The sequence below is a fragment of the Microlunatus parietis genome, assembly GCF_013407955.1.
Classification (GTDB): domain Bacteria; phylum Actinomycetota; class Actinomycetes; order Propionibacteriales; family Propionibacteriaceae; genus Microlunatus; species Microlunatus parietis.
Genome location: NZ_JACCBU010000001.1, coordinates 6,829,562 through 6,852,718, shown reverse-complemented (window position 1 = coordinate 6,852,718; position 23,157 = coordinate 6,829,562). Strand labels below are relative to the sequence as shown.

Below are 23,157 nucleotides of genomic sequence, written 5' to 3'. Positions count from 1 at the left end.
TGCTTTTGTGACCGGTCGGCGGAGCTTTTAGGAGGGGGTTGGGCCGACGGTGCTCTCGCGGGCGATCAGGGAGTAGCCGACGGTGCGGTGCAGTTCGGCGGGTCGGACGCCGGCCAGTTGGTCGATGATCATGTCGACCGCGATCGCGGCGATCTGGTCCGAGTCGGCGCGGATGCTGCTGATCGGCGGCCAGCTGTACGCGACCTCGCGGATGTCGTCCCAGCCGATCAGGGCGACGTCACCGGGGACCGAGAGACCGCGTCGCCGCAGCGTGGCCAGCGCACCGACGGCGACCAGGTCGTTGAAGCAGAAGACGGCGTCCGGCCGCAGATCGTCGTCCAGCAGCCGCTCCATCGCGGCCTCGCCCTGCATCCGGTTGAACTTCAGCACCGACTCCTGCCGGACCGGCAGCCCGGCCGCGGTCACGGCGCGCCGGTAGCCCTCGAACCGCTGTGAGGCCGTACCGCCCTCCCGGCCGGGCACGGTGCCGATCGCCGCGATCCGCCGGCGGCCCAGCTCGATCAGGTGCTGCGTCGCCGCACCGGCGGCGGCGATGTTGTCAACGCCGACGTAGGCATGGTTGCTGCTCGGTTCGCTCCACTCACCGAGCAGCACCAGCGGCGTACCGTCCGAGGCGTCATCGACCTCCCGGGCCCGCAACCGCAGCGGCGACAGGATCAGCCCGTCGATGGCGTGCGGACGCAGACCGCCCGCGATCAGCCGCTCCCGGTCCGCCTTGCCCTCGGTGATGTCGATCAGGATCGTGTAGCCGCGCGCCTCGGCCGCGGTGGTGATCTTGGTCGCCAGGTCGGCGAAGTACGGCAGCGTCAGCTCCGGGACGGCGAGCCCGATGATGCCGATCTTGCCGGTCCGCAACGTCCGAGCGGAGCGGTTCGGGATGTAGTTGAGCTTCTTGATCGCGGCCTGCACCCTGGCCACCGTCTCCGGCTTGATGTGCGGATAGCCGTTGATCACGTTCGACACGGTGCGCGGCGAGACGCCGGCCTCGCGGGCCACATCGCTCTGGCGTGCCTTCACCACCCACCTCCTCGAATCGACCATCACGCAGGTCATGGCAGAATATGTCGCCTTGCGCCCGGTGACGAAGTGGAGCCCGGGCGGGCAACACCGCTAAGGAGGCTAGAGATGGGCAAGACCGGCCGCAAGCGTCGGGCGCGGCGCAAGAAGGGCGCCAACCACGGGAAGCGCCCCAACGCCTGATCCGTACCCAGAACGTGCCTGAGCCTGTCGACGCCGAGATCATCGGCATGTCGACAGGCTCAGGGCACGTCAGGGGTTAGGACTCGGACAACTCCGAGATGCGCAGCAACACCTTCGACCGCAGCTGGTCCGGCGCCTTGTCGTTGCCGCAGCAACGCGACACCAGCGCCTTCACCGCCTGCTCGACGTCGAACCGGTCCAGGCACGGCTCGCAGGCCGCCAGATGACTCCGGATCGCGTCCCCGGACGCCTCGTCCAACTCGTGGTCGAGGAACTCGTAGACCCGGGTCAGCACCTGCTCGCAGTCGTGCTCGGCCGGGGTTTCCGCTCCCGTCATGACTTGCCCGCCTCCTGCCGGATCAGGCCGCGCTCGACGGCGTAGTCGGCGAGGTGGCGACGCAACTGCGTCCGGCCGCGGTTCAGCCGCGACATCACGGTCCCGATCGGCGTTTCCATGATCTCGGCGATCTCCTTGTACGAAAAGCCTTCGACGTCGGCCAGGAACACGGCCAACCGGAAGTCGGGCGCCAGCTTCTGCAGCGCCTCCTTGACGTCGGAATCAGGCAGGTGCTCCAGCGCCACCATCTCCGCCGACTTCAATCCGTCCGAGGTGTGCGCCGCGGCGCGGGCCAGTTGCCAGTCCTCGATCGTCTCGCCGCCGGCGATCTGCGGCTGCCGTTGCCGCCGGCGGTAGTTGTTGATGTACGTATTGGTCAGGATCCGGTACAGCCAGGCCTTGAGGTTGGTGCCCGGCGTGAACTGGTTGAACGACGCGTAGGCCTTCGCGTACGTCTCCTGCACCACGTCCTCGGCATCGGCCGGATTACGGGTCATCCGCAGCGCGGCCGCGTACAACTGGTCGAGGAAGCCGAGCGCGTCCGCCTCGAAGCGCGCGTTCCGCTGCTCCGGCGTCTCTTCGCCCGGGGTCTCGCTCGCCTGATCGGCCGCGGTCGCGGGACTGGTCGGTATGGTCATCAGGTACGAGCGTACTGACGGGCGTTCCCGTTCCAACAACACGGCTGACATCCACTCCTCCGACGGCATCGACGTACCTCTTGTCGAACACCGCCGGAAGGCAGTTATTCCCGACCCTGCGCCAGGAAGTCCAGCACCTGGGTCTTCAACTCGGCCCGCAGATCGGCCGCCGTCCACTCCGCCGCCTTGGCGACCCGGTAGCCGTGGTCGACGCCGGGCAGGTCCACAATCCGCACCCCCGGGTCGCCGGCCGCCGCGGCCCGCACCTCGTCCGCACTGCCGAACGTGTCCTTGGTCCCCTGCAGCACCAGCCGCGGCACGTCCGGCGCGAGCAGCTCCGGCGCTCGCGACTTCTCCGGCCGGCCCGGCAGGTGCAGCGGGAAGGCCAGACAGACCACGCCACGCGCGCCGAGCTCTGTCGCGGTCCGGCAGGCGACCCGGGCCCCGGCACTGCGCCCGCCCAGATAGAGCGGCAGGTCGGTGAACTCCGGCACCGTGCGAAACGCCTTCAGCGCGGCGGTCCAGCCGACGTCCAGCCGCGGCGGCGGTACGGCGATCTTGCGGCCCGCGACCCGCCACGGCTGCTCGAACCGGGCCACCGCGATCCCCTCGCCGGGCAGGTAGCCGGCGAGCAGCTTGAGGTCCATCGCGTCGATGCCGCCGCCGGCGCCGTGGCCCAGCACCAGCAGCGCGCGGGGCGTCTCGGCGGGCGCGACGTGCAGCCGGCCCGGGCCCTCGGGGGTCGGGATCTCGATGATCATGGTGCCCTTCAGATCAGTGGGGCCTGGTCGTCGCCGTCATCCTCGTCGTCGGCGAGCGGCAGCAGCAGCGACGGACCATTGTTCTGCACCCGGTTGACCTCCGTCGACACCGGGTAGGCCTCGAGCTGCGCCGGATCGGTCACCGACAGCAGTTCCAGCGCCGCGGCGGGATCGTCCTGCTTCGGGTCCAGCCAGGCGTCGAAGGACTCCTCGCCGATCACCATCGGCATCCGGTCGTGGATGTGCCCGACCGCGTCGGTGGCCTCGGTCGTGATCACCGTGCAGGTGCGCAGCCAGGCCGTCTCGTCGTCGCGGTCCTTGGCCGGGTCCCGCCAGATCTCGTACAGCCCGGCCATCGCGAGCACGCCGCCGTCCGTGCGCCGGATGAAGAAGGGCTGCTTCTTCGTCTTGCCGAGACCCGGCAGCGGCCGCCCGGACGCGGCCCGTGCCGCCTCCGGCAGATACCACTCGTAATAGCCGTCGGCCGGCAGCAGGCAGCGCCGGGCGGCGAACGCCCGCCGGAACGACGGCTTCTCCGCCACGCTCTCCACCCGGGCGTTGATCAACTTCGCCCCGCCGGTGGCCGACTTGGACCAGGACGGAACGAGACCCCAGACCAGCGGCGCCAACCGGCGCCGGGTCTCCCCGGTGTCCTTCGACGTCCGCTCGAACACCGCCGGCACGGCCACCGTCGGCGCCACGTTGTAGTCCGGCCCGGGCAGCCCGTCGAAGATGTCGTCCACCTCGAACTCCGCCGCCAGGTCGTCGGAACTGCGCGAGGTCGCATACCTGCCACACATGGGACAGACGCTACCCCGGGGCACCGACGACCCGAGAGCGCCGTGCGGTTTTTCACGTCCCGTGAAAAACCGGCGCTTTACCAGAGAAGTTTCTCGGGTAAAGCGACAACAAACTTGGTGAAGTGCCGCCACCCCCGTACGATGAATGAAAGTTCACTCAACAGCTAGGGGTGGGACGGTGCCGCGGAGCGAGGCGCAGAACGAGGTGATCCGGGCGGCGACCCGGGAGAAGCTGCAGGCCGCCGCGATCACGATGTTCACCCGGAAGGGGTTCGCGGCGACCAGCGTCGGCGACATCGCGGGGGCGGCCGGGGTCAGCGTCGGTCTGATGTATCGGCACTACCGGACCAAGGAGGACCTTTTCGGGGACCTGGTCGAGCAGGCGGCGACCGGTTTGGAGCGGGCCGCGGCGCTGTTCCGAACCGAGCAGCCCGCCGCGGAGTTGATCTTGGCGTTCGCCACCGAGTTCCTGGACGACCTCGCGGCCGGCGGGGCGACGCTGGAGTTCTATCTGCTGCTGCAGCAGGCCGTCCTCAAGGGTCCGGACGATCCTCGGATCGCGGTTCTGCTCGACCGGCACGAGGCGCTGCACGGCGAGACCGTACGGCTGATCGAGCGGGGGCAGCGGGACGGCACGTTCCGGGACGGGCCCGCCGCTGCCCTGGCCGACCTCTTCTACGCCACGCTCGGCGGTCTGGCCCAGCTGCGGCTGATCCGCGGCGACCGGTTCTCCGGCCCGAGCCCGGAACTGCTCACCACCTTCTTGATCAAGGAGCCCTCATGATCGACATCGTGCCCGCCCGTTCCCTCGGCGACGACGCCGCCCGGATCGTCAGCGAGATCTTCGTGGACGGCTTCGGCCAGCACTTCACCGCGTTCACGAAGGACCCGGGCCGGCTGGTCGGGGCGTTCGCGCACACGTTCGTCCTCGACCTCTTCTACGTCGCCACCCTCGACGGTGAGCCGGCCGGGATCGCCGCCTGCACCGACGGCGTGCAGGGCTGCGTCCACTCCGATGCGGCGACCATGCGACAACATCTCGGCCTGATCCGGGGAATGTTCGCGCACTGGGTGTTCGCGAGCCAGTTCAGCGAGCCGATCAAGGATCCGCGCCCGGGTCAGGGCTCGATCGAGTTCGTCGCGACGGCGGCTCGGCATCGTGGCCGGGGCGTCGCGTCCGCCCTGCTGCGCTGGTTGCACACCCTCCCCCAGTACGACAGCTTCGTGCTCGCCGAGGTCGCCGACACCAACACGGGTGCGCTCAGCGTCTACCGCCGGCTCGGCTACGTCGCGTACGACCGCAAGCCGGTCCGGCACGGCCGGTTCTCCGGGATCAACGCCTACGTGTCGCTGCGGTACGCCAAGGACTCACCAGCGGCCCCACTTGGCGGCGGTCCGGTGGCACGGTAGGAATGGTTCATGACTTTGCTTCGTGCAGCCGCCCGAACCCTGCTCGCCTCGTACTTCGTCGTCTCCGGGGTCAAGGCCGTCAAGGATCCGGACTCGCTCGTCCCCGCCGCCCAGCCAATCGCCGACAAGGTGGTGCCGCTGGTCAAGGACTACGCGCCGGACACCGTCGCCAGGTACATCCCGGAGGACGCGGCGACCCTGATCAGGATCAACGGCGCGCTGCAGCTGGCCGGCGGCTTCGCGCTGGCCACTGGCAAGGGCCGCCGGCTCGGCGCGCTGCTGCTGGCCGCCTCGCTGGTGCCGAGCACGATCGCGAAGCACCCGTTCTGGACCCGGGACAACCCCGAAGAAGAAGCCGTCGACAAGGCCCACTTCCTCAAGAACGCCAGCCTGCTCGGCGGTGTGCTGCTGGCGGCCGGTGACACCGAGGGCAAGCCGAGCTTGGCCTGGCGGGCCCGCCGGGGCAGCGAGGCGCTCGCCCGGGACACCAAGAAGTCGGGCCGGAAGGCCGTCAAGGAGGGCCGCGAGTTCGCCGAGGAGGCGCTGGCCAGCGGCGCCCTGCTCGCCGGCACCGTCGTCGCCGGCTCGCGGCGGGCCCGGAAGCAGGCCGCCAAGGACCTGAAGAAGGCTCGCGAGGTCGCCGAGAAACAGGCCGCCGAGGCCCGCAAGGTGGCCGAGAAGCAGGCCGCCGAGTTCAAGAAGAACGCCGAGCGCGCCGCCAAGGACGCCCGGAAGAATTTCAAGAAGGGCCGGGACAACTTCGCCAAGAGCGCCGAGCAGGCCCGGGATGACGTCGCCAAGCAGGCCGGCCAGGTGATCAAGGACGTCAAGAAGAGCGACGTTGCGAAGAAGATCAACAAGGCCACCGAGAACATCCACCTCGGCGAGAACTGATCATCGCAGTTGGGGCTCGCGCGGTGGGCAACTTGTAAACTCGCCGCGTGACCTCGACCCCGACCGAAACCTGGCCCGCTCCGCTGGCCCCGGCCCCGATCCGAGCCACCGTCACGGTGCCCGGGTCCAAGTCCGAGACCAACCGCGCCCTGATCCTGGCTGCGCTGGCCGACGGACCCTCCACGATCAGGTACGGGCTCGACGCGCGGGACACCCGGCTGATGCGGGAGGCGCTGCGCACCCTCGGGGTCAAGATCACCGAATCCGCGGCCGAGCACGCATGGCGGATCGAGCCGCCGGAGACGTTCACGGCCGGCGGCACCATCGACTGCGGGCTGGCCGGGACCGTGATGCGGTTCGTTCCGCCGGTGGCGGCGCTGGCAGCCGGCGAGGTCGCCTTCGACGCGGACGAGCAGGCCTACCGGCGACCGATGGACGTCCTGCTGAACGCGCTGCGGGACTGCGGCGCGACGGTGCCGGACGACGCCTCGACGCTGCCGTTCCGCCTGGCCGGCCGGCCCGACCTGCCGGGCGGTGTGATCACGATCGACGCGTCCACCTCGAGCCAGTTCGTCTCCGCGCTGCTGCTGGCGGGCGCCCGGTTCGCCCAGGGACTTGATCTTCGCCACGACGGCAAGGACGTGCCGTCGCAGCCGCACATCGACATGACGGTGGCGATGCTGCGCGAGCGCGGGGTCGCGGTCGACGACAGCGAGCCGGCCCGCTGGGTGGTCTCCCCCGGCCCGATCGCGGCCGTGGACGTCGTCATCGAGCCCGACCTGTCCAACGCGGCGCCGTTCCTGGCCGCGGCGGCGATCACCGGCGGTACGGTCACCGTACCCAACTGGCCGGAGCACACCCACCAGCCCGGTGATCAACTTCGGGAGATCCTGGCCCGGTTCGGCGCCGCGGTCGGCCGGAACGACTCCGGCCTGACCGTGATCGGGACCGACCAGATCCACGCCGTTGATCTTGATCTTCGCGAGGCCAGCGAGCTGACTCCGGTGATCGCGGCCATCGCGGCGCTGGCCGACGGGACCAGCCACATCCGCAACGTGGCACACATCCGCGGGCACGAGACCGACCGGCTCGCCGCCCTGGAGGCCGAGCTGGACGCCCTCGGCGCGCATGTCACACAGACCGACGACGGGCTGACGATCCATCCGCGGCTGCTCGGCGGCGGGCTGTGGCACTGCTACGCCGATCACCGGATGGCGCACGCGGGAGCCCTGCTCGGCCTGGTGGTGAACGACATCGAGCTGGACGACATCGCCTGCACCGGTAAGACGATGCCCGAGTTCGCCGAGCTGTGGCAGTCCATGATCAACTCCTCTGTCGTCGACCAGGAGTCGACCGACGCATGAGCACCAGGGGTCTGCGCGACGACGACCACACCGGTTTCGACCGGCCTCGTCGGCGCAGCAGGCCCCGGACCAAGGACCGGCCGGACTACTCCGACGCCGAGATCGGCATGATCATCACGATCGACCGCGGGCGCTACCGGGTCCTGATCGACGGCCGTGACCTGACCGCGGTCAAGGCCCGCCAGCTGGGCCGCAAGAGTGTGATCGTCGGCGATCGGGTACGCGTCGTCGGCGACACCTCCGGCGAGGAGGGCACGCTGGCCCGGATCGTCGAGGTCGAGGAACGGACCACCGTGCTGCGCCGGACGGCCGATGACGACGACCCGTACGAGCGGCCGGTGGTCGCCAACGCCGACCAGCTCGCCATCGTCACCGCGCTGGCCGACCCGCCGCCGCGGACCGGGATGATCGACCGGATCCTGGTCGCCGGGTACGACGCGGGACTGGAGCCGCTGCTCTGCCTCACCAAGGCCGACCTGGCCGCCCCCGACGTGTTGCTGGCCGCCTATCAGCCGCTCGGCGTGCACAGTGTGGTGCTGGCGCCGGACAGCGATCTGGAGCCGCTCCGGCGGGCGCTGGCGGGCCGGGTCAGCGTGCTGGTCGGGCATTCGGGCGTGGGCAAGTCGACCCTGGTGAACCGGCTGATCCCGGGCAGCGACCGGGCGATCGGCGAGGTCAACGAGGTCACCGGGCGGGGCCGGCACACGTCGACGTCGGCGATCGCGCTCGCGTTGCCGGGCGGCGACGGCTGGGTGATCGACACGCCCGGCGTGCGCTCGTTCGGGCTCAGCCATGTGACGCCGGACCGGATCGTCGCCGCCTTCGGCGACCTGGCCGAGGTCGCCGCGGACTGTCCGCGCGGCTGCCGGCACACGGCGGCCGACCCGGAGTGCGCGCTCGACGCCGCGGTTGCCGACGGCCGACTCGGCTCCGGCCGCGTGGAGTCGTTCCGGCGAATGATCACGACGGCCTAGAGATCACGACTGGATAGCCGGACGTGGTGGCGCCGGGGCCTACCGGCGGGTCACTAGTACGGTATGCCCCATGGCGGCGACCATCCCCTCCCAGCAGAGCCTCACGGACGATCTGCGCCTGGCACACCTGCTGGCCGATGACGCCGATTCGATCACCATGAACAGGTTCAAGTCGCTCGACCTGCACGTGATGACCAAGCCCGACCTGACTCCGGTGACGGACGCCGACACCGAGGTCGAGGAGGTGTTGCGGCGCACGCTGGGGCGGGCCCGGCCGCGGGACGCCGTGCACGGCGAGGAGCTGGACGACACCGGCTGGGGTCCGCGGCGCTGGGTGATCGACCCGATCGACGGCACCAAGAACTTCGTGCGCGGGGTGCCGGTCTGGGCGAGCCTGATCTCGCTCATGGTCGAGGACGAGGTGGTCGTCGGCGTCGTCAGCGCACCGGCGCTCGGCCGCCGCTGGTGGGCCTCGCTGGGCAACGGCGCGTACACCGGGAAGTCGCTGATGTCGGCCACGCCCTGCCACGTGTCCGACGTGACCAAGATCGAGGACGCGTCGCTCAGCTACTCCTCGATCGGCGGCTGGGTGGAGAACGGCCAGGGCCAGGAGTTCGTCGACCTGCTGCGGGCCTGCTGGCGGACCCGAGCGTACGGCGACTTCTGGTCCTACACGCTGCTCGCCGAGGGCGCGGTCGACATCGCCTGCGAGCCGGAACTGGCACTGCACGACATGGCCGCATGTTCGATCGTGGTCGCCGAGGCGGGTGGCCGGTTCACCGATCTGGACGGCCGGCCGGGACCCAACGGCGAAGGTGCGTACGCCACCAACGGGCGGCTGCACGACGCCGTCCTGGACCAACTCAGACCCGAGGACTACGAACCCGAGACCGACGGCGCCGAGGACGAGGAGGACCTGCCGGGCGCGTAGGTGAAGTTGGCAGCCAGCCACGACCGCAGGAGACAATGACCGGATGCAGCTCAACCACCGATTCACCGTCCCAGTCCGGGTCGAGGATGTGTGGGCCGCATTCCATCGCCTCGACCGGGTCGCTCCGAGTTTTCCCGGCGCCACCCTGGAGAGCGTCCGCGGGGACGACTTCACCGGGTCGATCAAGATCAAGTTCGGTGCGCTTCTGCTGCTCTACAACGGATCCGGCCGGATCGTCGACCGTGATCAGGCCGAGCGCCGATTGGTCATCGAGGCCAAGGGCCGGGACCGGCGCGGGCAGGGCGGGGCCACGGTCGAGCTGGCCGCGCGGTTCGTCGGGCTCGGCCGGTCCGGCACCGAGATCGTCGCCGAGACGACCCTGAACCTGACCGGCCGGCCGGCGCAGTTCGGTGAGGCGGTGATCTCCGACGTCGTCGATCGGGTGCTGGAACGCTTTGTACATGACGTGGCCGACCAGCTGACCGGACGGACTGCGGCGCCGGCCCCGGAGCCCGTGCCGGCCGAGCCGCCTGCCGAGCCGGAGCCCGAACTGGTCGAGTTCGCCGAAGCCGAGGAACAGGTCGACGTCGAGGAGACCGCCGCGGTCGAGGACGATTTCGGGTACGACGAGCTGGGCCCGGTCGCCGAGGCCGAGGCCCCGGGGCCGGCGGTCGAGCTCGAGCCCGAGCCCGCGGCGAACGCAGCGGTGATCGAGACCGCAGACGAAGCCGTGGCCGCGGACGGCGCGGACGACATGGTGGACGAGGACGACGGTCCGGTCGACGACCCGCGCGGCGACGACGCCGACTTCGCCACGGTTCCGCTCCCGGAGCCCCCGCCGGCCGGTGCCGCGGCCCGCAACGATCGGGCCGGGCAGGACCTGGTCCGGCCGAGGTCCGGCGGCCTGCCCGCACCGACGAATGCGGCCGGCACGATCAAGCGCTACGCCCCCGCCGCGGCCGCTGCCGTGGCCGGCGTGACCGCCCTCGTCGTCTGGGCCCTCGGCCGCCGTCGCCGCTGAGCGAGCATCGGGCGTCCGCGCGATCTCAGTCGGCCAGGCGGAGCCGGATGGTCTCCGGCAGGCTGCGCAGCTTGTCCAGCAGCTCGGCGGGTACTCCCCCGGCGACGTCGGTGATCACGTAGCCGAGCTCGCCGCGGGTGGACAGCGACTGGCTGTCGATGTTGACGCCGAAGTCGGCCAGCACGCCGTTCGCGGTGGCCAGCACGCCGGGCACGTTGCGGTGGATGTGCAGGATCCGGGTCCGGTCGCTCGGCGTACCGTCCAACTGCACGGTCGGCAGGTTCACCGACATCGTGGTCGCGCCGGCGCCCAGGTAGTCGCGCAGTTTGCCCGCGACGAACCGGCCGATGTCCTCCTGCGCCTCCTCGGTCGAGCCGCCGACGTGCGGCGTCAAGATCACGTTCGGAATCCCTTGCAGGGAAGAGGTGAACGGGTCGCCGGTCTTCTTCGGCTCGCTCGGGAAGACGTCCACCGCGGCGCCGGCGATGTGGCCGGACTCGAGGTGTTCCCGGAGCGCTTCATGATCAACAACGATGCCCCGGCAGAGGTTGAGGAACAGGCTGCGCGGGCGCATCTTGGCGAACTGCTCGGCACCGAACAGGCCCGCGTTGCCGGGCCGGCCGTCGACGTGCAGCGACACCGTCTCCGACACCTCGAGCAGTTCGTCCAGGGTCTCGCAGCGGCGCGCATTGCCCAGCGCCAGCTTGTCCGCGACGTCGTAGAAGTAGACCTGCATGCCGAGCGCCTCGGCGATCACCGAGAGCTGGCTGCCGATGTTGCCGTACCCGACGATGCCGAGGGTACGGCCGCGCACCTCATGCGCGCCGGTGGCCGACTTGTCCCAGACGCCGGCATGCATCTTGGCGTTCTTGTCGGTCAGGTGCCGGGCCATCGAGATGATCTCCGCGATCACCAGCTCGACGACGCTCCGGGTGTTGGAGAACGGGGCGTTGAACACGGCCACGCCGTGGCCGGACGCCGCGGCCAAGTCGATCTGGTTCGTGCCGATGCAGAACGCGCCGACCCCGAGCAGGTGCGGAGAGGAGGAGATCACCCGCTCGGTCACGGTCGTCTTGGACCGGATGCCGAGCAGTTGGACGTCCCGGACGGCTTCGATCAACTCGTCCTCGTCCAGCGCGCCCTTCACCGTCTCGAGCTCGATCCCGCGCTCGGTCAGCAGTCGTTCGGCCTCGGGGTGGATGTTCTCCAGCAGAAGTGCCTTCATCGCTCCTCATCAACTCGCGTTCGCCCGGGCCATTCTAGGTACGGCGACGAGGGTCGTCGTCCGTAATCTCATCCCCGCGTCCGTAACCCGGCGCTAGAATCCGCTCCGTGGAGTGGAGATCACCCGGTGTCCCGGGCCGGCGCTGACCGGCCCGCCCTGACGAGTTCCGAGGCCTGCAGCGCCCTTCTTGCGCCATCTCACTCCTGCCGCAAAGGGTCTCCGTGTTCCTCCTGCTCCTGGCCTACCTGGCCTTTCTCAGTCTCGCCCTCCCCGACGGGATGCTCGGCGTCGCCTGGCCCTCGATGCGGATCAGCCTGGACGAGCCGCTGGACGCGCTCGGCTGGCTGCTGCCGTTCGCTGTCGGCAGCTATCTCGCGTCGGCCGCACTCGCGGACCGGCTGGTCGCCCGACTCGGCCTCGGCCGGCTGCTCGCCCTCAGCACATTCGGTACGGCAGCGGCCCTCGTCGGCACCGGGCTGGCACCGGCGTTCTGGGTCACGATCGCGGCGAGCGTGCTGCACGGGCTGTCCTCGGGCGCGATCGATGCCAGCCTGAACAGCCACGCCGCCCGCACCTTCACGCCGACGGCGATCAACGTGATGCACGCCTGCTACGGGATCGGCGCGGCGCTGTCGCCGCTGCTGGTCACCGGAATCGTCGTCGCCGACCGGTCCTGGCGGTGGGCGTACCTGATCGTCGCCGGGCTCCAGCTCGGGATCGCGATCGCGTTCCTCGCCTCGGCCTCCCGCTGGCCGGCCCCGCCACCGGCGAGCGCGTCCGGCGGGCCGGTCGCCGGGCTCCGGGCACCGCGCCGGGTGGCGGTGCTCGGCGTCGTCGCGGTCGGGGTGCAGTCGGCCTTCGAGTCCAGCCTCAGCCTGTGGTGCTTCGTCTTCCTCACCCAGGGTGCGGGAGTGCCGACCGCCACGGCGGGCCTCGCCGTCTCCGGTTACTGGGTGGCCCTCTGCGCGACCCGGCTGCTCATCGGCCCGGTGGCCGACCGGGTCGGGCCGTGGCCCGTGCAACGGGTGGCCGCCGGTTGTCTGGTGATCTTCGCCGCGCTGCTGGTGCCGGGCCTGCCGCTGCTCGCCGTGATCGCGGTGATCGGGCTCGGCATCGCCGCGGCACCGCTGTACCCGCTGCTGATGCTGACCACCCGGGATCGGGCCAACCGGGTGGACCGGGTGGTCGGCCTGCAGACGGTGGCCTCGGGACTGGGCGCGGTGATCCTGCCGGGATTGCTCGGCATGATCATCGAAGGGTCGCCCGGGCACTTCGCGATGATCATGGCCGGGATGGCCGGACTGGTGCTGCTGTTGCAGGTCGGCCTGCTGATCATGACCGAAACTCGCGTCAACGACCGGATGTCCTGATTGACATCCTCCCACCACAATGCCATGATCATTTGCAATCGGTTGCATTCACTCCCGACGATGACGTCGAAAGGATCGAGCATGCCCTCCTCCCCGCAACGATCATGGACCGTGCGACGCCGTACGCTGCTCGGCGCGGCCGGCGTCGGCGGGCTCGCCGCGGCGACCGGACTGCCGGCCCGGACAGCCTCGGCCGCCACCGAGATCGTGGACCTCGGGGTCGCGATGCTCAGCGTCAACGTACGGTTCGCGGCCGGCGGCACGTGGCCCGACGGCACCCCGGTGATCTTCGCGATGAGCGACGGCAACCCGGTCAGCTTCAATGTGCTGCGGATCTCCGACGGCGAGCGGCTGGCCGGCCATCAGCTCGGGCCGGACAGCATCGGCGCCTGCCTGGTCCAGCATCCCGACGGGCGGGTGTACTTCAGCGTCCGCGGCAAGTCGACCGGGCTCCTGCTGCGCTACGACCCGGCCCCGGACACCGTCGAGACCCTGGTCGAGCACATCGTCGGCGAGAACTTCATCCGCAACCTCGTGGTCGACCCCGAGACCGGCACCGTGTACGGCTGCACGTACGCGCACGCGAAGGTGTTCGGCTACGACCCGGCGACCGGCGCCGTCCGCGACTACGGTTCGCTGACCACGACAGGCGACCGGGTCTGGGGTCTGGCCTGGGTGGACGGCGAGGTCTGGGCCGGTACCGGGATGACCGACGGGCGGCTGGTCCGGATCGACCCGGCGACCGGGACGAAGACCGACCAGGCACTGCCCGCGCCGGTCGCCGACAACACCCGCTACCTCTACAGCATCCAGCAGCGCGGCCGGGCGGTGATCATCAGCCTCAGTCCCGGTGCCGCGGGCGTGAACTCGGTGATCTTCGATCTGGACACCGGGCAGTGGCGTGACCACGCCGGGCTGCACCAGCCGCTCGGGCTGAACGGTCACCTCACCGAGCCGGACAGCGGCGGGCGCTGCTACTACGCCAGTTCCGGCGAAATCTATGCGTACTCCCCTGCCGGCAACAGTTCCGTCGCGACCGGGATCGCCGAGACCGACCTGGCTCCGCTGATCGGCGAGACCCGCACCCTGTCGGTCAGCGGCAGCGGACCGGACGAGTCGCTGCACGGCATCACCAGTGACGGCACCATCTGGACCTACGGGCTCGGCTCCGGCGCCACCAGCACCGTGAAGTCCACCCCGATCGGCTCACCCGCAACCCTGCACACGCTGGGCGTCGGCCCGGACGACAAGGTGTACGTCGGCGCCTACCTGAGCTCCGGCGTGATGGCCCGGGCCTCGACGTCGACGTACGAACTGGAGGCGTTGACCGGGCCCGGCCAGTCGGACCAGGTGGTCGCGCACGACGGCCGGATCTACGTGACTAGCTACCCGAACGCGGTCGTCTACTCCGGCACGGCCGACCCGTGGGACTGGGGCAGCAACCCGAAGGAGCTGTTCCGGATCGGGCGGGCCGTGCACCGGCAGGACCGGATCTTCGACGTCTGCCCGGTGCTCGACCTGATGGCGTACGGCAGCGTGCCGGACTACGGCGAACTGGGCGGCGCGATCACGCTGGCCGACGCCGACGGTGCCTTCCAGGTGTATCGCGACGTGGTGCCGGACCAGAGCATCACCGCCCTGGCCGCGGCCGGGCCGCTGCTCTTCGCCGGATCGTCGATCCACGGCGGCCTCGACTCCACACCGGCCGCGGCCGAGGCGAAGTTGATCATCTTCGACGTCAGGACCCGGAAGACGATCTTCGAGACCGTACCGATCCCGGGCGACGACGTCATCCACTCCCTGCTGGTGCACCGCGGCCGCCGGGTCTGGGGCATGGGCAACTCCGGCACCGTGTTCGAGTTCGACATCGCCGGCCGGAAGCTCCTCCGGAGCGCCGACACCGGGTTCGTCGAGACCAATTCCTGGGGTCGGCTGGGCAGCCTCTACTGGCGCGACCGGGATCAGCGGTTCTACGGCAACGCGGGCGGCCGCCTGTTCCGACTCGATCCGGCCACCCTGCAGGCGACCGCGCTGACCGACGGCGTCAAGGTCTCGGTGCTCGCGCCGACCGGCGACATCTTCTTCGGCAACGCCTCGAACCTGTTCGCCTACCGGCCCTGAGCGGCACGCTCCCCGAGCCTGGATCGACCGTTACCCGATGTCGCGATTTCTCTTGGCACCGACCGAACCGGCGGCGGGCTCATACGGTCGTCGCAACAACGATCTTGGAGGTTGTTGTGGCGGTCGATGCTGGTTTGCGGGCGCGGGTGTTGGAGTTGGTGGCGGCGGGCGAGTCGTGCTCGGAGGCGGCGCGCCGGGTCGGTGTTAACCGGCGGAGCGCGATGCGGTGGGCCAATCTGGCGGGCATGGAGTTGCAGCCGGGTCGGATTGAACCGCCCCGGGTTTTCCGGACGCTTCGGGTTGTGTCTCTACCCGGTCGGGCTGAGACGGTTTCTTGCAGCGTAGTACGCGGTTTCGACCTCGATGGGTGTGAGGTCGTCGATGGCTTCGTGGGTGCGTTCGTGGTTGAACCAGTGGACCCAGTGCAGGGTCTCGATCTCGACATGATCAACATTGCGCCAAGGCCCGCAGCGTCGGATCATTTCGCTCTTGTAGAGACCGATCTGGGACTCGGCCAGGGCGTTGTCGTAGGCATCGCCCACCGAGCCGACCGAGGGGTCGACGCCGGCCTCGATCAGCCTGCTGGTGAAGGCGAACGAGGTGTATTGGGAGCCGGCGTCGGTGTGGTGGACCAGGCCGGTCAGGTCGGTGATCCCGGCTTGATGGCGGGTCCAGAGCGCGTGTTCGAGGGTGTCCAGGACGAGTTCGGTGGTCATCGTGGTGGCGGCTCGCCAGCCGACGATCAGCCGGGAGTAGACGTCGATGATGAACGCGACGTAGACGATCCCGGCCCAGGTCGGCACGTAGGTGAAGTCGGCCACCCAGAGCCGGTTCGGCGCCGGCGCGGTGAAGTCCCGGTCGACCAGATCAGCCGCTCGGGCCTGCTTGGGGTCGGCGATCGTGGTTCGCACCTGCTTGCCCCTGAGTGCGCCGTGCCAGCCGTTTTGTGCCATCAACCGCTCGACCGTGCACCGGGCCACGTCGTGGCCCTGCCGGCGCAGATACAGCCACAGCTTCCGAGCACCGAACCCGTCGACGAACCGCTGCTGCCGGGCGGTCTTGATCAACTCGACGATCTCGGTGTCTCGTAACGCCCGCCGAGATGGCGGCCGGTTACGGGCCTCGTAGTAGGTGGACGGGGCGATCTTGATCCCGTGCTCGGTCAGCACGCGACAGATCGGCTCGACCCCGAACCGGTCCCGGTGTTCGTCGATGAACACGATCAGTACCTGGGTGGGCGGTCGAGCTCCGCCGCGAAGAAAGCCGACGCGCTCTTGAGGATCTCGTTCGCTCGGCGCAACTCGGCGTTCTCCTTCTTCAACGCCTTGATCTCAGCGATCTCCTCGCTGGCCTTCCCCGGCCGCTGACCATGATCAACTTCGGCCCGGCGGACCCACTTCCTGACGGTCTCGGCCGACCCGATCCCGAGCTGGTCCGCGATCGTGCGGATCGCTTCGAACTCGGACGGGTAAGCGCCGCGCTCCAGCGCCTCAGCGACCAGCCGGACCGCACGCTCCCGCAACTCGCGGGGATACTTCGACGGACGTGCCATGACTTCATCCTCCAACTAATGAAGCCTCCGGACACCCCGGGGCGCTTCAGATCGGTGGGATCCCTGGGGTCAGTGCGTTTCGGCGGTCACCGCGGGCGCGGCCTCCGCGGGTGCTGCCCGAGGGTGACTATCTGGCTGAGAACGGCCGATTGACGCTGGCCGGGCGGGTGGTGATCGCGATCCGGCTCCGGGAACGCCAGCGGCATGCTGCGATCGCCCGAGAGCTGGGGGTGCACCGGTCGACGGTGAAGCGTGAGGTCGAGGCCGGCAGCGTGGACGGTCGTTACCGGTGCAAGATCGCTCAGCGGCGGGCCGACGAGCGGCGGCGGCGGCCGAAGTCGGACCGGGTCAAGCTCAGGCCCGGGACTGAACTGTGGGACGAGGTGATCGCCCGGTTGAACGCCAAGCAGTCACCCGAGCAGATCGCCGGCAGGCTGGCCCGAGACTTCGCCGGGCGTGACGCTATGCAGGTGAGCCACGAAACGATCTACCAGGCCCTCTACGTCCAGGGCGCCGGAGCGTTGCGGCACGAGCTGGCCGTGGAGAAGGCGTTGCGGTCGGGCCGGACCAGCCGCCGTCCCCGGTCCAAGCTCGGGCCGCGGTCCAACCGGTCCTGGATCGGCGAGGCCAAGATCACGGCCCGACCAGCCGAGGCCGCTGACCGGGCCGTGCCCGGCCACTGGGAAGGCGATCTGATCATCGGCGGTGACCAGCGCTCGGCCCTGATCACCCTGTTCGAACGCAACACCCGGTTCTGCCTGATCAGCCGCATCACCGTCCACGACGCCGCCACCGTGACCGACCGGCTCACCGAGATGGCCGCCCGGCTCCCCGCAGCGTTGTGGCGATCGTTGACCTGGGACCAGGGCGTGGAAATGGCCGAACATGCCCGGTTCACCATCGCCACCGGCTGCCCCGTGTTCTTCTGCGATCCCCACTCGCCCTGGCAACGCCCGACCAACGAGAACGGCAACGGACTGATCCGAGAGTTCTTCCCCAAAGGCACCGACTTCACCAAGATCACCGACCAGCAAGTCGCCGAAGTCGAGCGCCTGCTCAACACACGCCCCCGCAAAGTCTTGAACTACCAGACCCCCGCTGAGAAGCTTGATCAACTACTCACTGTTGCGACAGCAGCTTGAATCCGCCGGCCGATGCAACGTTGTAACGTCTGACACGAAGAGAAAACGCGACACGTCGCGACCCAGATCCCCATCCGGTCGGAAGGAAACACGGCGGTGATCGAGTTCACCGCCGTGCCGGGCAAGATCAGCGAGGTCCGGGGCGACGACGTGTGGTACGTCGCCGACCCGGGACTCGGAGTCTTCTCGTTCGCCTGATCAGAGAGTGACCTCGGTGCCCTTGGCCGCCGACGCGTAGATCGCGTCCAGCACCTTGGCCCGGATCAGCGCCTCCTCGCCGCGATGCTCGGCGAACTGGCCGGACTGCACCTTGTCCAGGAACTTCAGCACGCTCGCCTCGTGGTGCCCGGCGGGCGGCACGATCGGCTGCAGTTCGGCCGGGATGCCGTCGATCTCGGTCCACACGTTGAGCCGCTGGTACGGCTCGACGCCCCAGCCGCCCCACTCGATGCTGGCGCCGCCCTCGGACCCGTACAGCGCGACATAGCACTGGTCGTACGGGATCCACTGGGCCCAGCTCGACTCGAGCAGCAGCGTGCCGCCGCCGTCCAGCCGGAGGAACGCGGTGGACAGGTCCTCGACCTCGAAGTCGACCTTGGTGTCGACGTTGGCCCGCGGGCCGTACGCCGAACCGCCGCGGCCGCGCGGGCCGAACTCGGCGTAGGTCGCGGCGGTGGCCGACGACACCTCCGGGTTGCCGAGCAGGTGCAGCGCCATGTCGAGCATGTGCACGCCGATGTCCATCATCGCGCCGCCGCCGGCGAGCGAGGCCCGGGTGAACCAGGTGCCGAGGCCCGGGATGCCCTGCCGCCGCAGCCAGCCGGCCTTGGCGTAGTAGATCTGGCCCAGCCGGCCGCGGTCGATGATCTCCTTCAGCGCGGTGACCTCGCCGCGCTGGCGGTGGTTGAACGACACGTCGAGCACCCGGTCGTTGTCCTTGGCGGCCTGCACCATCGTGGCTGCCGCGGCGCCGCTCTCGGCCATCGGCTTCTCCGACAGCACGTGGATCCCGGCGTTCAGCGCACCGACGGCGATCGGCGCGTGCAGGGCGGTCGGCGTGGCGACGCTGATCACGTCCAGGTCACCGGACTTGATCATGGATTCCCAGTCGGCGTAGCGGCGCTCGACGCCGTACTTGTCGCCGAGCTCGGCCAGCTTCTCGGCCTCCATGCCGGCCAGTGCGACCAGGTCGGCATTGGCGGCGTCGAAGTAGGCCTGCATGTGCTGCTGGCCCGCCCAGCCCAGGCCGACCACGCCGGCTCGAAGCTTCTTCGGCTCGTCGGTCACTTGTCCTCCTTCAGGCCGCGACCGGTGAAGATCGGCGGCGGCTGGCTGACCACGGACGGCGTGACGATCTCGCCGGCGCGGTCCGGCGCGGCCCAACGGACGCCGTTGGCCAGCACGCGCTTGATGTCCGGGTGGTGGTAGACGGGGTACTCCTGATCACCGGGCGAGAAGTAGAAGACCTTGCCCTTGCCGCGGCGCCAGGTGCAGCCGGACCGGAACACCTCGCCGCCGGAGAAGGTCGAGATGAAGATCTGCTCGTCCGGGTGCGGGATGTCGAAGTACTCGCCGTACATCTCCTGCTCGTCGATGACGATCGGATGCGGTACGCCCTCGGCGATCGGGTGGCCGGGGTTGGTCGTCCAGACGAGCTCGGTGTCGGCGGAGTTGCGCCAGGTCAGCGAGCAACTCGTACCCATCAACTTGATGAAGATCTTGGAGAAGTGCGCCGAGTGGAGCGCCAGCAGCCCCATCCCGCCGAGCACCCGCTGGTAGACCTTGTCGACGATCTTGTCGTCCACCTGGCCGTGCGTCGCGTGGCCCCACCAGGTCAGGACGTCGGTGGTCTCCAGCACCTCGTCGGTCAGCCCGTGCTCGGGCTGATCCTGGGTCGCGGTGCGGACCTGGACCTGGTCGCCCAGGAGCTCGGTCAGGCCGGCCGCGATGGCGCCGTGCATGCCGTCCGGATAGCGCTCCGCCATCCCTTCGCGGTCACGGTCGCTGTTCTCGTGAAAGTTTTCGCCCCATACGGTGACGCGGATCGGTGAAGTCACGATGCACAAGTCTGCGCCTTCTGCTCCCGGCAAGCAAAGCCTGTTTCGGTGCGGTCCAGCACGCGGGACGCGTCGGTCGGCGGCGAGCCCCGTCCCGCGGGCCATGATGGAGGGATGGAGCACCGATCGCGGGCTGACCAGGGTGCCGAGGCCGAGGCCGGCCGGACGACGGTTCCGCTGATCCGCCAGCTGAGCCTGCGCGCCTTCGACCTGTCCGGTCGCACTCTGCGGCGCAGCCGGGAGTCCGCGGAGCGCCGGCTCAGCCGCTGGCGGGACCGCATCTTCATGATCATCCAGTGCGCGGTGACCGCCGGACTGGCCTGGCTGCTGGCCCAGGTCGTGCTCGGTCACCCGATGCCGTTCTTCGCGCCGGTCGCGGCGATCATCACCCTCGGTTTCACGTTCGGGCAGCGATTGCGGCGCGGCATCGAGGTTGCGATCGGGGTCGCCGTGGGCGTGCTGGTCGGCGACCTGTTCGTGATCGCGTTCGGCACCGGGCCGGTCCAGATCATCCTGGTCTGCGCGATCGCGATGTCGCTGGCCACCCTGCTCGGTGCCGGCAATCTCATGATCATCCAGGCCGGTGTGCAGTCGATCATCGTGATCACGCTGACGCCGATGCCCGGCCAGGGCGTCAACCGCTGGCTGGATGCCGTGACGGGCTGCGCGATCGCCCTGCTGCTGGCCACCATCGCCCCCAGCGCCCCGCTGCGCCGGCCCCGGCTGGTCGCGGCCAAGATCCTGCAGGAGTTCGCCGCCACCCTGGACGCCGCCGCCGAGGCGCTGCGGACCGGGGACGAGGAGGGCGGCGATGCCGTCCTGGTCCAGGCCCGGGCGACCGAGACCGCGCTGGACGACCTGCGCGAGGCGACCGACGAAGGCCTCGGCGTGGTCCGGCACTCCCCGTTCCGGCGCCGCGACCTACCCGCCGTGCAGGCGTACGCCGACCTCCAGGTGCCGCTCGACCACGCCAGCCGGAACCTCCGGGTGCTGGCCCGCCGCAGCGCCGTCGCCCTGTGGCGGGACGAGACCGTACCGCTGGCGTACCTGACCCTGATGGAGGACCTGGCCGACGCCGTCCGCTACATGGCCGGCGAGCTGTACAACCGCCGGCTGCCGACCGCGGCCCAGGCCCGGCTGGTCGCCCTGGGCCGGGCCAGCTCCCGGCTGCGGCTCGCGGACACCATGTCCGCCGTGGTGATCCTGGCCCAGCTGCGGTCGATCATCACCGACCTGCTCGAGCTGACCGGCCTCGATTATGCCGAGGCCAGGACCCGGATGCCGGACATGGACTGAGAGTCCTGGGCCCGATTTGTGATCTCCGGAGGGGTGAACTATGGTTGTCCTCGCGACGCGGGGTGGAGCAGCTCGGTAGCTCGCTGGGCTCATAACCCAGAGGCCGCAGGTTCAAATCCTGCCCCCGCTACAAAGTGAAAGGCCCCTCAGGTGATCACCTGAGGGGTCTTCGCTATTGTGACGTGGCAAATTGAACGTCATGTCCAAGGCGCGTGAGGAGCTCGTCCACCTCATCGACGAACTTCCCGAAGCGGAAGTGAGCACTCCTTTGTCGACTGCTCGCGCGCTCGCACCCCGGAAGGCGCGCGGCGATCGGCCGTGGCCGCCGGCGTTCTTCGGCAGCATCAAGCATGCGGCCAACGGCCGCACCGACAACGCGAGCCGGGTCGACGAGCTGCTCGCCGAGACAGGCTTCGGGCAGGACTTCCGCGGATGATCTTGGTGGACTCGGTCCGCTGATTGCCGCGGCAATCTCGGACGACCGGGACCACCGTCGATGCGTCGACATGTTCACCGCTCTGCGCCTCAACTCAGAGAAGCTGTTGGTGCCGCAGACCGTCGTCGCCGACGTCTGTGGAACTTCCGGCCGCGTCTGGTGGCATCGAAGTTCCACGCTGTTGATCAGGTCCCGGCGAGCGAGGACTGGATCTTCTCCAGTGATTCGGTGAGGCGGGTGGACGCGTCCGGGGAGAGGCCGCGGGTCAGTTCCTCGTCGAGGCCGGTGGCAACGCGGGTCGCCTTGCGGAGCAGGGATCTCCCGGTCGGGGTCAGGATCAGGAACTGACGCCGGCGGTCCTGGACATCTCGCTCCCGGGACACCGCGCCCAGCCGCTCGAGATCGTCGACCAGCCTCACGACGAAACCCGGAGTGACGCCGAGCTCCGCTGCGTGCTCGTTCTGTGAGGCGCGGCCGGCGGCGTCGATGGACGTCAACAGACTGACGTGCAGCGGGCGCAATCCGAGTCGACCGAGCCGAGCCGCGTACTCCTCACTCGTGGTGCGGGCAAGGCGCACGAGACGGTAATTGAGCGTGTCCCGAAAATCGACCACGAGGCATCGACCCGTCCAGTAGATGATTGACCTCGTCAATCATAGAGCAGGTAACGGGACCGTGATGGAGACGTGTGGGCCGGCCGAGGGCCGACGCTATGTGGAACTCTCAGCCGGTGGCACCGAAGTTCCACGGTGTTGCGTGGCCTGGCCGGCGTGGATGTCGGCGACCCATTCCCAGCCGGGCTTGGGTGACGCAACCCGCGGGTCGTCGGCACCGCCGCCGGCGCGCAGGGCGGTCAGGTAGGCGCGGTCCAGGTCGATCCGGGATCGGATCTGATCACCGGGTGAGCCGTGGCCCGGGATGACGACGGCGACGTCGTCCGCCACCTCCGCCAGCTTCCGCAGTCCGACCAGGTATTCCTCGGTCGGGTCGTTGCTGCCGGTCGGGTTGTCGAGCATCGGGACGAAGAGATCGGACAGCATGTCGCCGGCCACCAGGACACCGCGTTCCTTGATCAACAGGGCGGCGTGGCCCGGGGAGTGCGCCGGGTGCTCGATGATCATGACCTCGGGGCCAGCCCACGGGAGTGTTGCGGTGCCGGCCGGCAGGCCGGTGATCAGGCCGAACAGGTCCAGCGGGGTGTCGTCGGCGATCTCCGGCGGCAGCCCCTCGGCGGCGCGCGCCCGCCAGTCGGGGTCCGACCGCAGCTCCTGCATCCGGGCCGCACACCGGTCCGTGCCGTAGCGGGGCGCGTCGCCGAGGTCGGCGTGCCAGAGGACGTGGTCCCAGTCGGGGTGCGTCGCGAACCCGGCCACGACGGTCTGCCCGGCCTCGGCCAGATCCTTGGCGAGGCAGGCGAATTCGGCGCCCGTGATGCCCGGGTCGATGATCAACACGCCGTCCCGGCCCTGCACGACGACGGTGTTGTTCTGCAGCAACGCGCTCTGGTGCACCAGCACGCCATCCGCGACCTGATTCAGCATCGAGCACCTCCGCTTGTAGTTTGCAACCACTTGACGTGACGGTATCCCTGACGACGGCTCTTGGCA

24 protein-coding genes, 1 tRNA gene, 1 pseudogene and 1 other annotated feature are annotated in these 23,157 nt (G+C 69.6%); of the genes and pseudogenes, 15 read left to right on the top strand and 11 right to left on the bottom strand.

The features are described 5' to 3' along the window. Positions 1 to 27: 27 nt before the first annotated feature. Positions 28 to 1,038: a LacI family DNA-binding transcriptional regulator gene (locus tag BKA15_RS32935; protein ID WP_312879611.1), complete on the bottom strand. Its 1,011-nt coding sequence runs from the start codon at positions 1,036 to 1,038 to the stop codon at positions 28 to 30. Positions 1,039 to 1,146: 108 nt separating this feature from the next. Here BKA15_RS32935 and BKA15_RS37450 point away from each other — a divergent pair, with 108 nt between their 5' ends. Next, entirely contained in the window at positions 1,147 to 1,221 is a 75-nt protein-coding gene (locus BKA15_RS37450; RefSeq protein ID WP_369797015.1) for a 50S ribosomal protein bL37, read from the top strand. Positions 1,222 to 1,297: 76 nt separating this feature from the next. Here BKA15_RS37450 and rsrA read toward each other — a convergent pair whose 3' ends face one another. The 4 genes from rsrA to BKA15_RS32915 all read right to left on the bottom strand — a co-directional run bounded on the left by rsrA (position 1,298) and on the right by BKA15_RS32915 (position 3,757). After that, positions 1,298 to 1,558 carry a mycothiol system anti-sigma-R factor gene (gene rsrA, locus BKA15_RS32930; RefSeq protein WP_179757850.1) on the bottom strand — a complete coding sequence of 87 codons (261 nt, stop codon included), beginning with the start codon at positions 1,556 to 1,558 and terminating at the stop codon, positions 1,298 to 1,300. Continuing rightward, the gene (locus BKA15_RS32925; protein ID WP_246322479.1) at positions 1,555 to 2,196 is read right to left on the bottom strand and encodes a sigma-70 family RNA polymerase sigma factor; all 642 of its coding nucleotides are present in this window, start codon (positions 2,194 to 2,196) and stop codon (positions 1,555 to 1,557) included. Before BKA15_RS32925 ends, rsrA begins: the two co-directional genes overlap by 4 nt. 104 nt (positions 2,197 to 2,300) lie before the next feature. After that, positions 2,301 to 2,957 (bottom strand): alpha/beta hydrolase family protein, encoded by a 657-nt coding sequence (locus BKA15_RS32920; RefSeq protein WP_179757848.1) that lies wholly within the window; start codon positions 2,955 to 2,957, stop codon positions 2,301 to 2,303. 8 nt (positions 2,958 to 2,965) lie between these two features. Continuing rightward, complete coding sequence (locus tag BKA15_RS32915; protein ID WP_179757847.1) at positions 2,966 to 3,757, bottom strand: SOS response-associated peptidase; 792 nt, start codon at positions 3,755 to 3,757, stop codon at positions 2,966 to 2,968. Positions 3,758 to 3,935: 178 nt separating this feature from the next. On the opposite strand from BKA15_RS32915, the gene BKA15_RS32910 reads away from it, so the two are divergent. The 7 genes from BKA15_RS32910 (at position 3,936) to BKA15_RS32880 (ending at position 10,351) form a co-directional block, all read left to right on the top strand. Further along, positions 3,936 to 4,541 carry a TetR/AcrR family transcriptional regulator gene (locus BKA15_RS32910; protein WP_179757846.1) on the top strand — a complete coding sequence of 202 codons (606 nt, stop codon included), beginning with the start codon at positions 3,936 to 3,938 and terminating at the stop codon, positions 4,539 to 4,541. Next, entirely contained in the window at positions 4,538 to 5,167 is a 630-nt protein-coding gene (locus BKA15_RS32905; RefSeq protein WP_179757845.1) for a GNAT family N-acetyltransferase, read from the top strand. The genes BKA15_RS32910 and BKA15_RS32905 overlap by 4 nt, the downstream gene beginning before the upstream one ends. 9 nt (positions 5,168 to 5,176) lie before the next feature. Continuing rightward, positions 5,177 to 6,061 carry a DoxX family membrane protein gene (locus tag BKA15_RS32900; RefSeq protein WP_179757844.1) on the top strand — a complete coding sequence of 295 codons (885 nt, stop codon included), beginning with the start codon at positions 5,177 to 5,179 and terminating at the stop codon, positions 6,059 to 6,061. 47 nt (positions 6,062 to 6,108) lie between these two features. Beyond that, positions 6,109 to 7,425, top strand: coding sequence for a 3-phosphoshikimate 1-carboxyvinyltransferase (gene aroA / locus BKA15_RS32895; protein WP_179757843.1), 1,317 nt, complete (start codon positions 6,109 to 6,111; stop codon positions 7,423 to 7,425). After that, positions 7,422 to 8,399, top strand: coding sequence for a ribosome small subunit-dependent GTPase A (gene rsgA / locus BKA15_RS32890; RefSeq protein ID WP_179757842.1), 978 nt, complete (start codon positions 7,422 to 7,424; stop codon positions 8,397 to 8,399). The genes aroA and rsgA overlap by 4 nt, the downstream gene beginning before the upstream one ends. A gap of 70 nt (positions 8,400 to 8,469) precedes the next feature. Further along, on the top strand, positions 8,470 to 9,330 hold the full coding sequence (locus BKA15_RS32885; RefSeq protein ID WP_179757841.1) for an inositol monophosphatase family protein: 861 nt from the start codon (positions 8,470 to 8,472) through the stop codon (positions 9,328 to 9,330). A 43-nt stretch (positions 9,331 to 9,373) separates the two neighbouring features. Further along, complete coding sequence (locus BKA15_RS32880) at positions 9,374 to 10,351, top strand: SRPBCC family protein (RefSeq protein ID WP_179757840.1); 978 nt, start codon at positions 9,374 to 9,376, stop codon at positions 10,349 to 10,351. A gap of 25 nt (positions 10,352 to 10,376) precedes the next feature. Here the strand turns inward: BKA15_RS32880 and serA are convergent, their stop codons facing one another. Continuing rightward, positions 10,377 to 11,576, bottom strand: coding sequence for a phosphoglycerate dehydrogenase (gene serA, locus BKA15_RS32875; protein ID WP_179757839.1), 1,200 nt, complete (start codon positions 11,574 to 11,576; stop codon positions 10,377 to 10,379). 221 nt (positions 11,577 to 11,797) lie between these two features. Here serA and BKA15_RS32870 point away from each other — a divergent pair, with 221 nt between their 5' ends. From BKA15_RS32870 to BKA15_RS37445, 3 genes and pseudogenes are all read left to right on the top strand, one after another. Next, positions 11,798 to 12,946 (top strand): MFS transporter, encoded by a 1,149-nt coding sequence (locus tag BKA15_RS32870; RefSeq protein ID WP_179757838.1) that lies wholly within the window; start codon positions 11,798 to 11,800, stop codon positions 12,944 to 12,946. Positions 12,947 to 13,027: 81 nt separating this feature from the next. Next, positions 13,028 to 15,067 carry an NHL repeat-containing protein gene (locus tag BKA15_RS36105; protein ID WP_246322478.1) on the top strand — a complete coding sequence of 680 codons (2,040 nt, stop codon included), beginning with the start codon at positions 13,028 to 13,030 and terminating at the stop codon, positions 15,065 to 15,067. Positions 15,068 to 15,183: 116 nt separating this feature from the next. Then, a pseudogene (locus BKA15_RS37445) lies at positions 15,184 to 15,288 on the top strand (helix-turn-helix domain-containing protein); the annotation flags it as partial. Between the two features lie 87 nt (positions 15,289 to 15,375). Here BKA15_RS37445 and BKA15_RS32860 read toward each other — a convergent pair. Continuing rightward, positions 15,376 to 16,619 (bottom strand): IS3 family transposase gene (locus BKA15_RS32860; RefSeq protein WP_179757837.1). Its coding sequence is split into 2 segments (ribosomal slippage): positions 15,376 to 16,331 and positions 16,331 to 16,619, totalling 1,245 coding nucleotides; the frame shifts between segments, so codons are not numbered across the junction. Next, positions 16,204 to 16,332: a sequence feature (AL1L pseudoknot), on the bottom strand. Its footprint overlaps the gene before it by 129 nt. A gap of 110 nt (positions 16,620 to 16,729) precedes the next feature. Here BKA15_RS32860 and BKA15_RS32855 point away from each other — a divergent pair. Next, positions 16,730 to 17,761, top strand: coding sequence for an IS30 family transposase (locus BKA15_RS32855; RefSeq protein WP_179757836.1), 1,032 nt, complete (start codon positions 16,730 to 16,732; stop codon positions 17,759 to 17,761). Positions 17,762 to 17,959: 198 nt separating this feature from the next. On the opposite strand, the gene BKA15_RS32850 is transcribed toward BKA15_RS32855, so the two are convergent. Together BKA15_RS32850 and BKA15_RS32845 are read right to left on the bottom strand one after the other, a co-directional pair. Further along, complete coding sequence (locus tag BKA15_RS32850; protein WP_312879610.1) at positions 17,960 to 19,048, bottom strand: Gfo/Idh/MocA family protein; 1,089 nt, start codon at positions 19,046 to 19,048, stop codon at positions 17,960 to 17,962. Continuing rightward, on the bottom strand, positions 19,045 to 19,821 hold the full coding sequence (locus BKA15_RS32845) for a ThuA domain-containing protein (RefSeq protein ID WP_179758850.1): 777 nt from the start codon (positions 19,819 to 19,821) through the stop codon (positions 19,045 to 19,047). Before BKA15_RS32845 ends, BKA15_RS32850 begins: the two co-directional genes overlap by 4 nt. 111 nt (positions 19,822 to 19,932) lie before the next feature. Here BKA15_RS32845 and BKA15_RS32840 point away from each other — a divergent pair, with 111 nt between their 5' ends. The 3 genes from BKA15_RS32840 (at position 19,933) to BKA15_RS32830 (ending at position 21,550) form a co-directional block, all read left to right on the top strand. Further along, positions 19,933 to 21,114 (top strand): FUSC family protein, encoded by a 1,182-nt coding sequence (locus tag BKA15_RS32840; RefSeq protein WP_179757834.1) that lies wholly within the window; start codon positions 19,933 to 19,935, stop codon positions 21,112 to 21,114. 56 nt (positions 21,115 to 21,170) lie between these two features. After that, positions 21,171 to 21,244: transfer RNA gene (locus tag BKA15_RS32835), tRNA-Met, on the top strand. Between the two features lie 69 nt (positions 21,245 to 21,313). Further along, positions 21,314 to 21,550 (top strand): hypothetical protein, encoded by a 237-nt coding sequence (locus BKA15_RS32830; protein WP_179757833.1) that lies wholly within the window; start codon positions 21,314 to 21,316, stop codon positions 21,548 to 21,550. Positions 21,551 to 21,735: 185 nt separating this feature from the next. Here the strand turns inward: BKA15_RS32830 and BKA15_RS32825 are convergent, their stop codons facing one another. Together BKA15_RS32825 and BKA15_RS32820 are read right to left on the bottom strand one after the other, a co-directional pair. Further along, positions 21,736 to 22,128: a MarR family winged helix-turn-helix transcriptional regulator gene (locus BKA15_RS32825; protein ID WP_179757832.1), complete on the bottom strand. Its 393-nt coding sequence runs from the start codon at positions 22,126 to 22,128 to the stop codon at positions 21,736 to 21,738. Between the two features lie 132 nt (positions 22,129 to 22,260). Then, positions 22,261 to 23,091, bottom strand: a complete 831-nt coding sequence (locus BKA15_RS32820; protein WP_179757831.1) for an MBL fold metallo-hydrolase — start codon at positions 23,089 to 23,091, stop codon at positions 22,261 to 22,263. Positions 23,092 to 23,157: the final 66 nt, after the last annotated feature.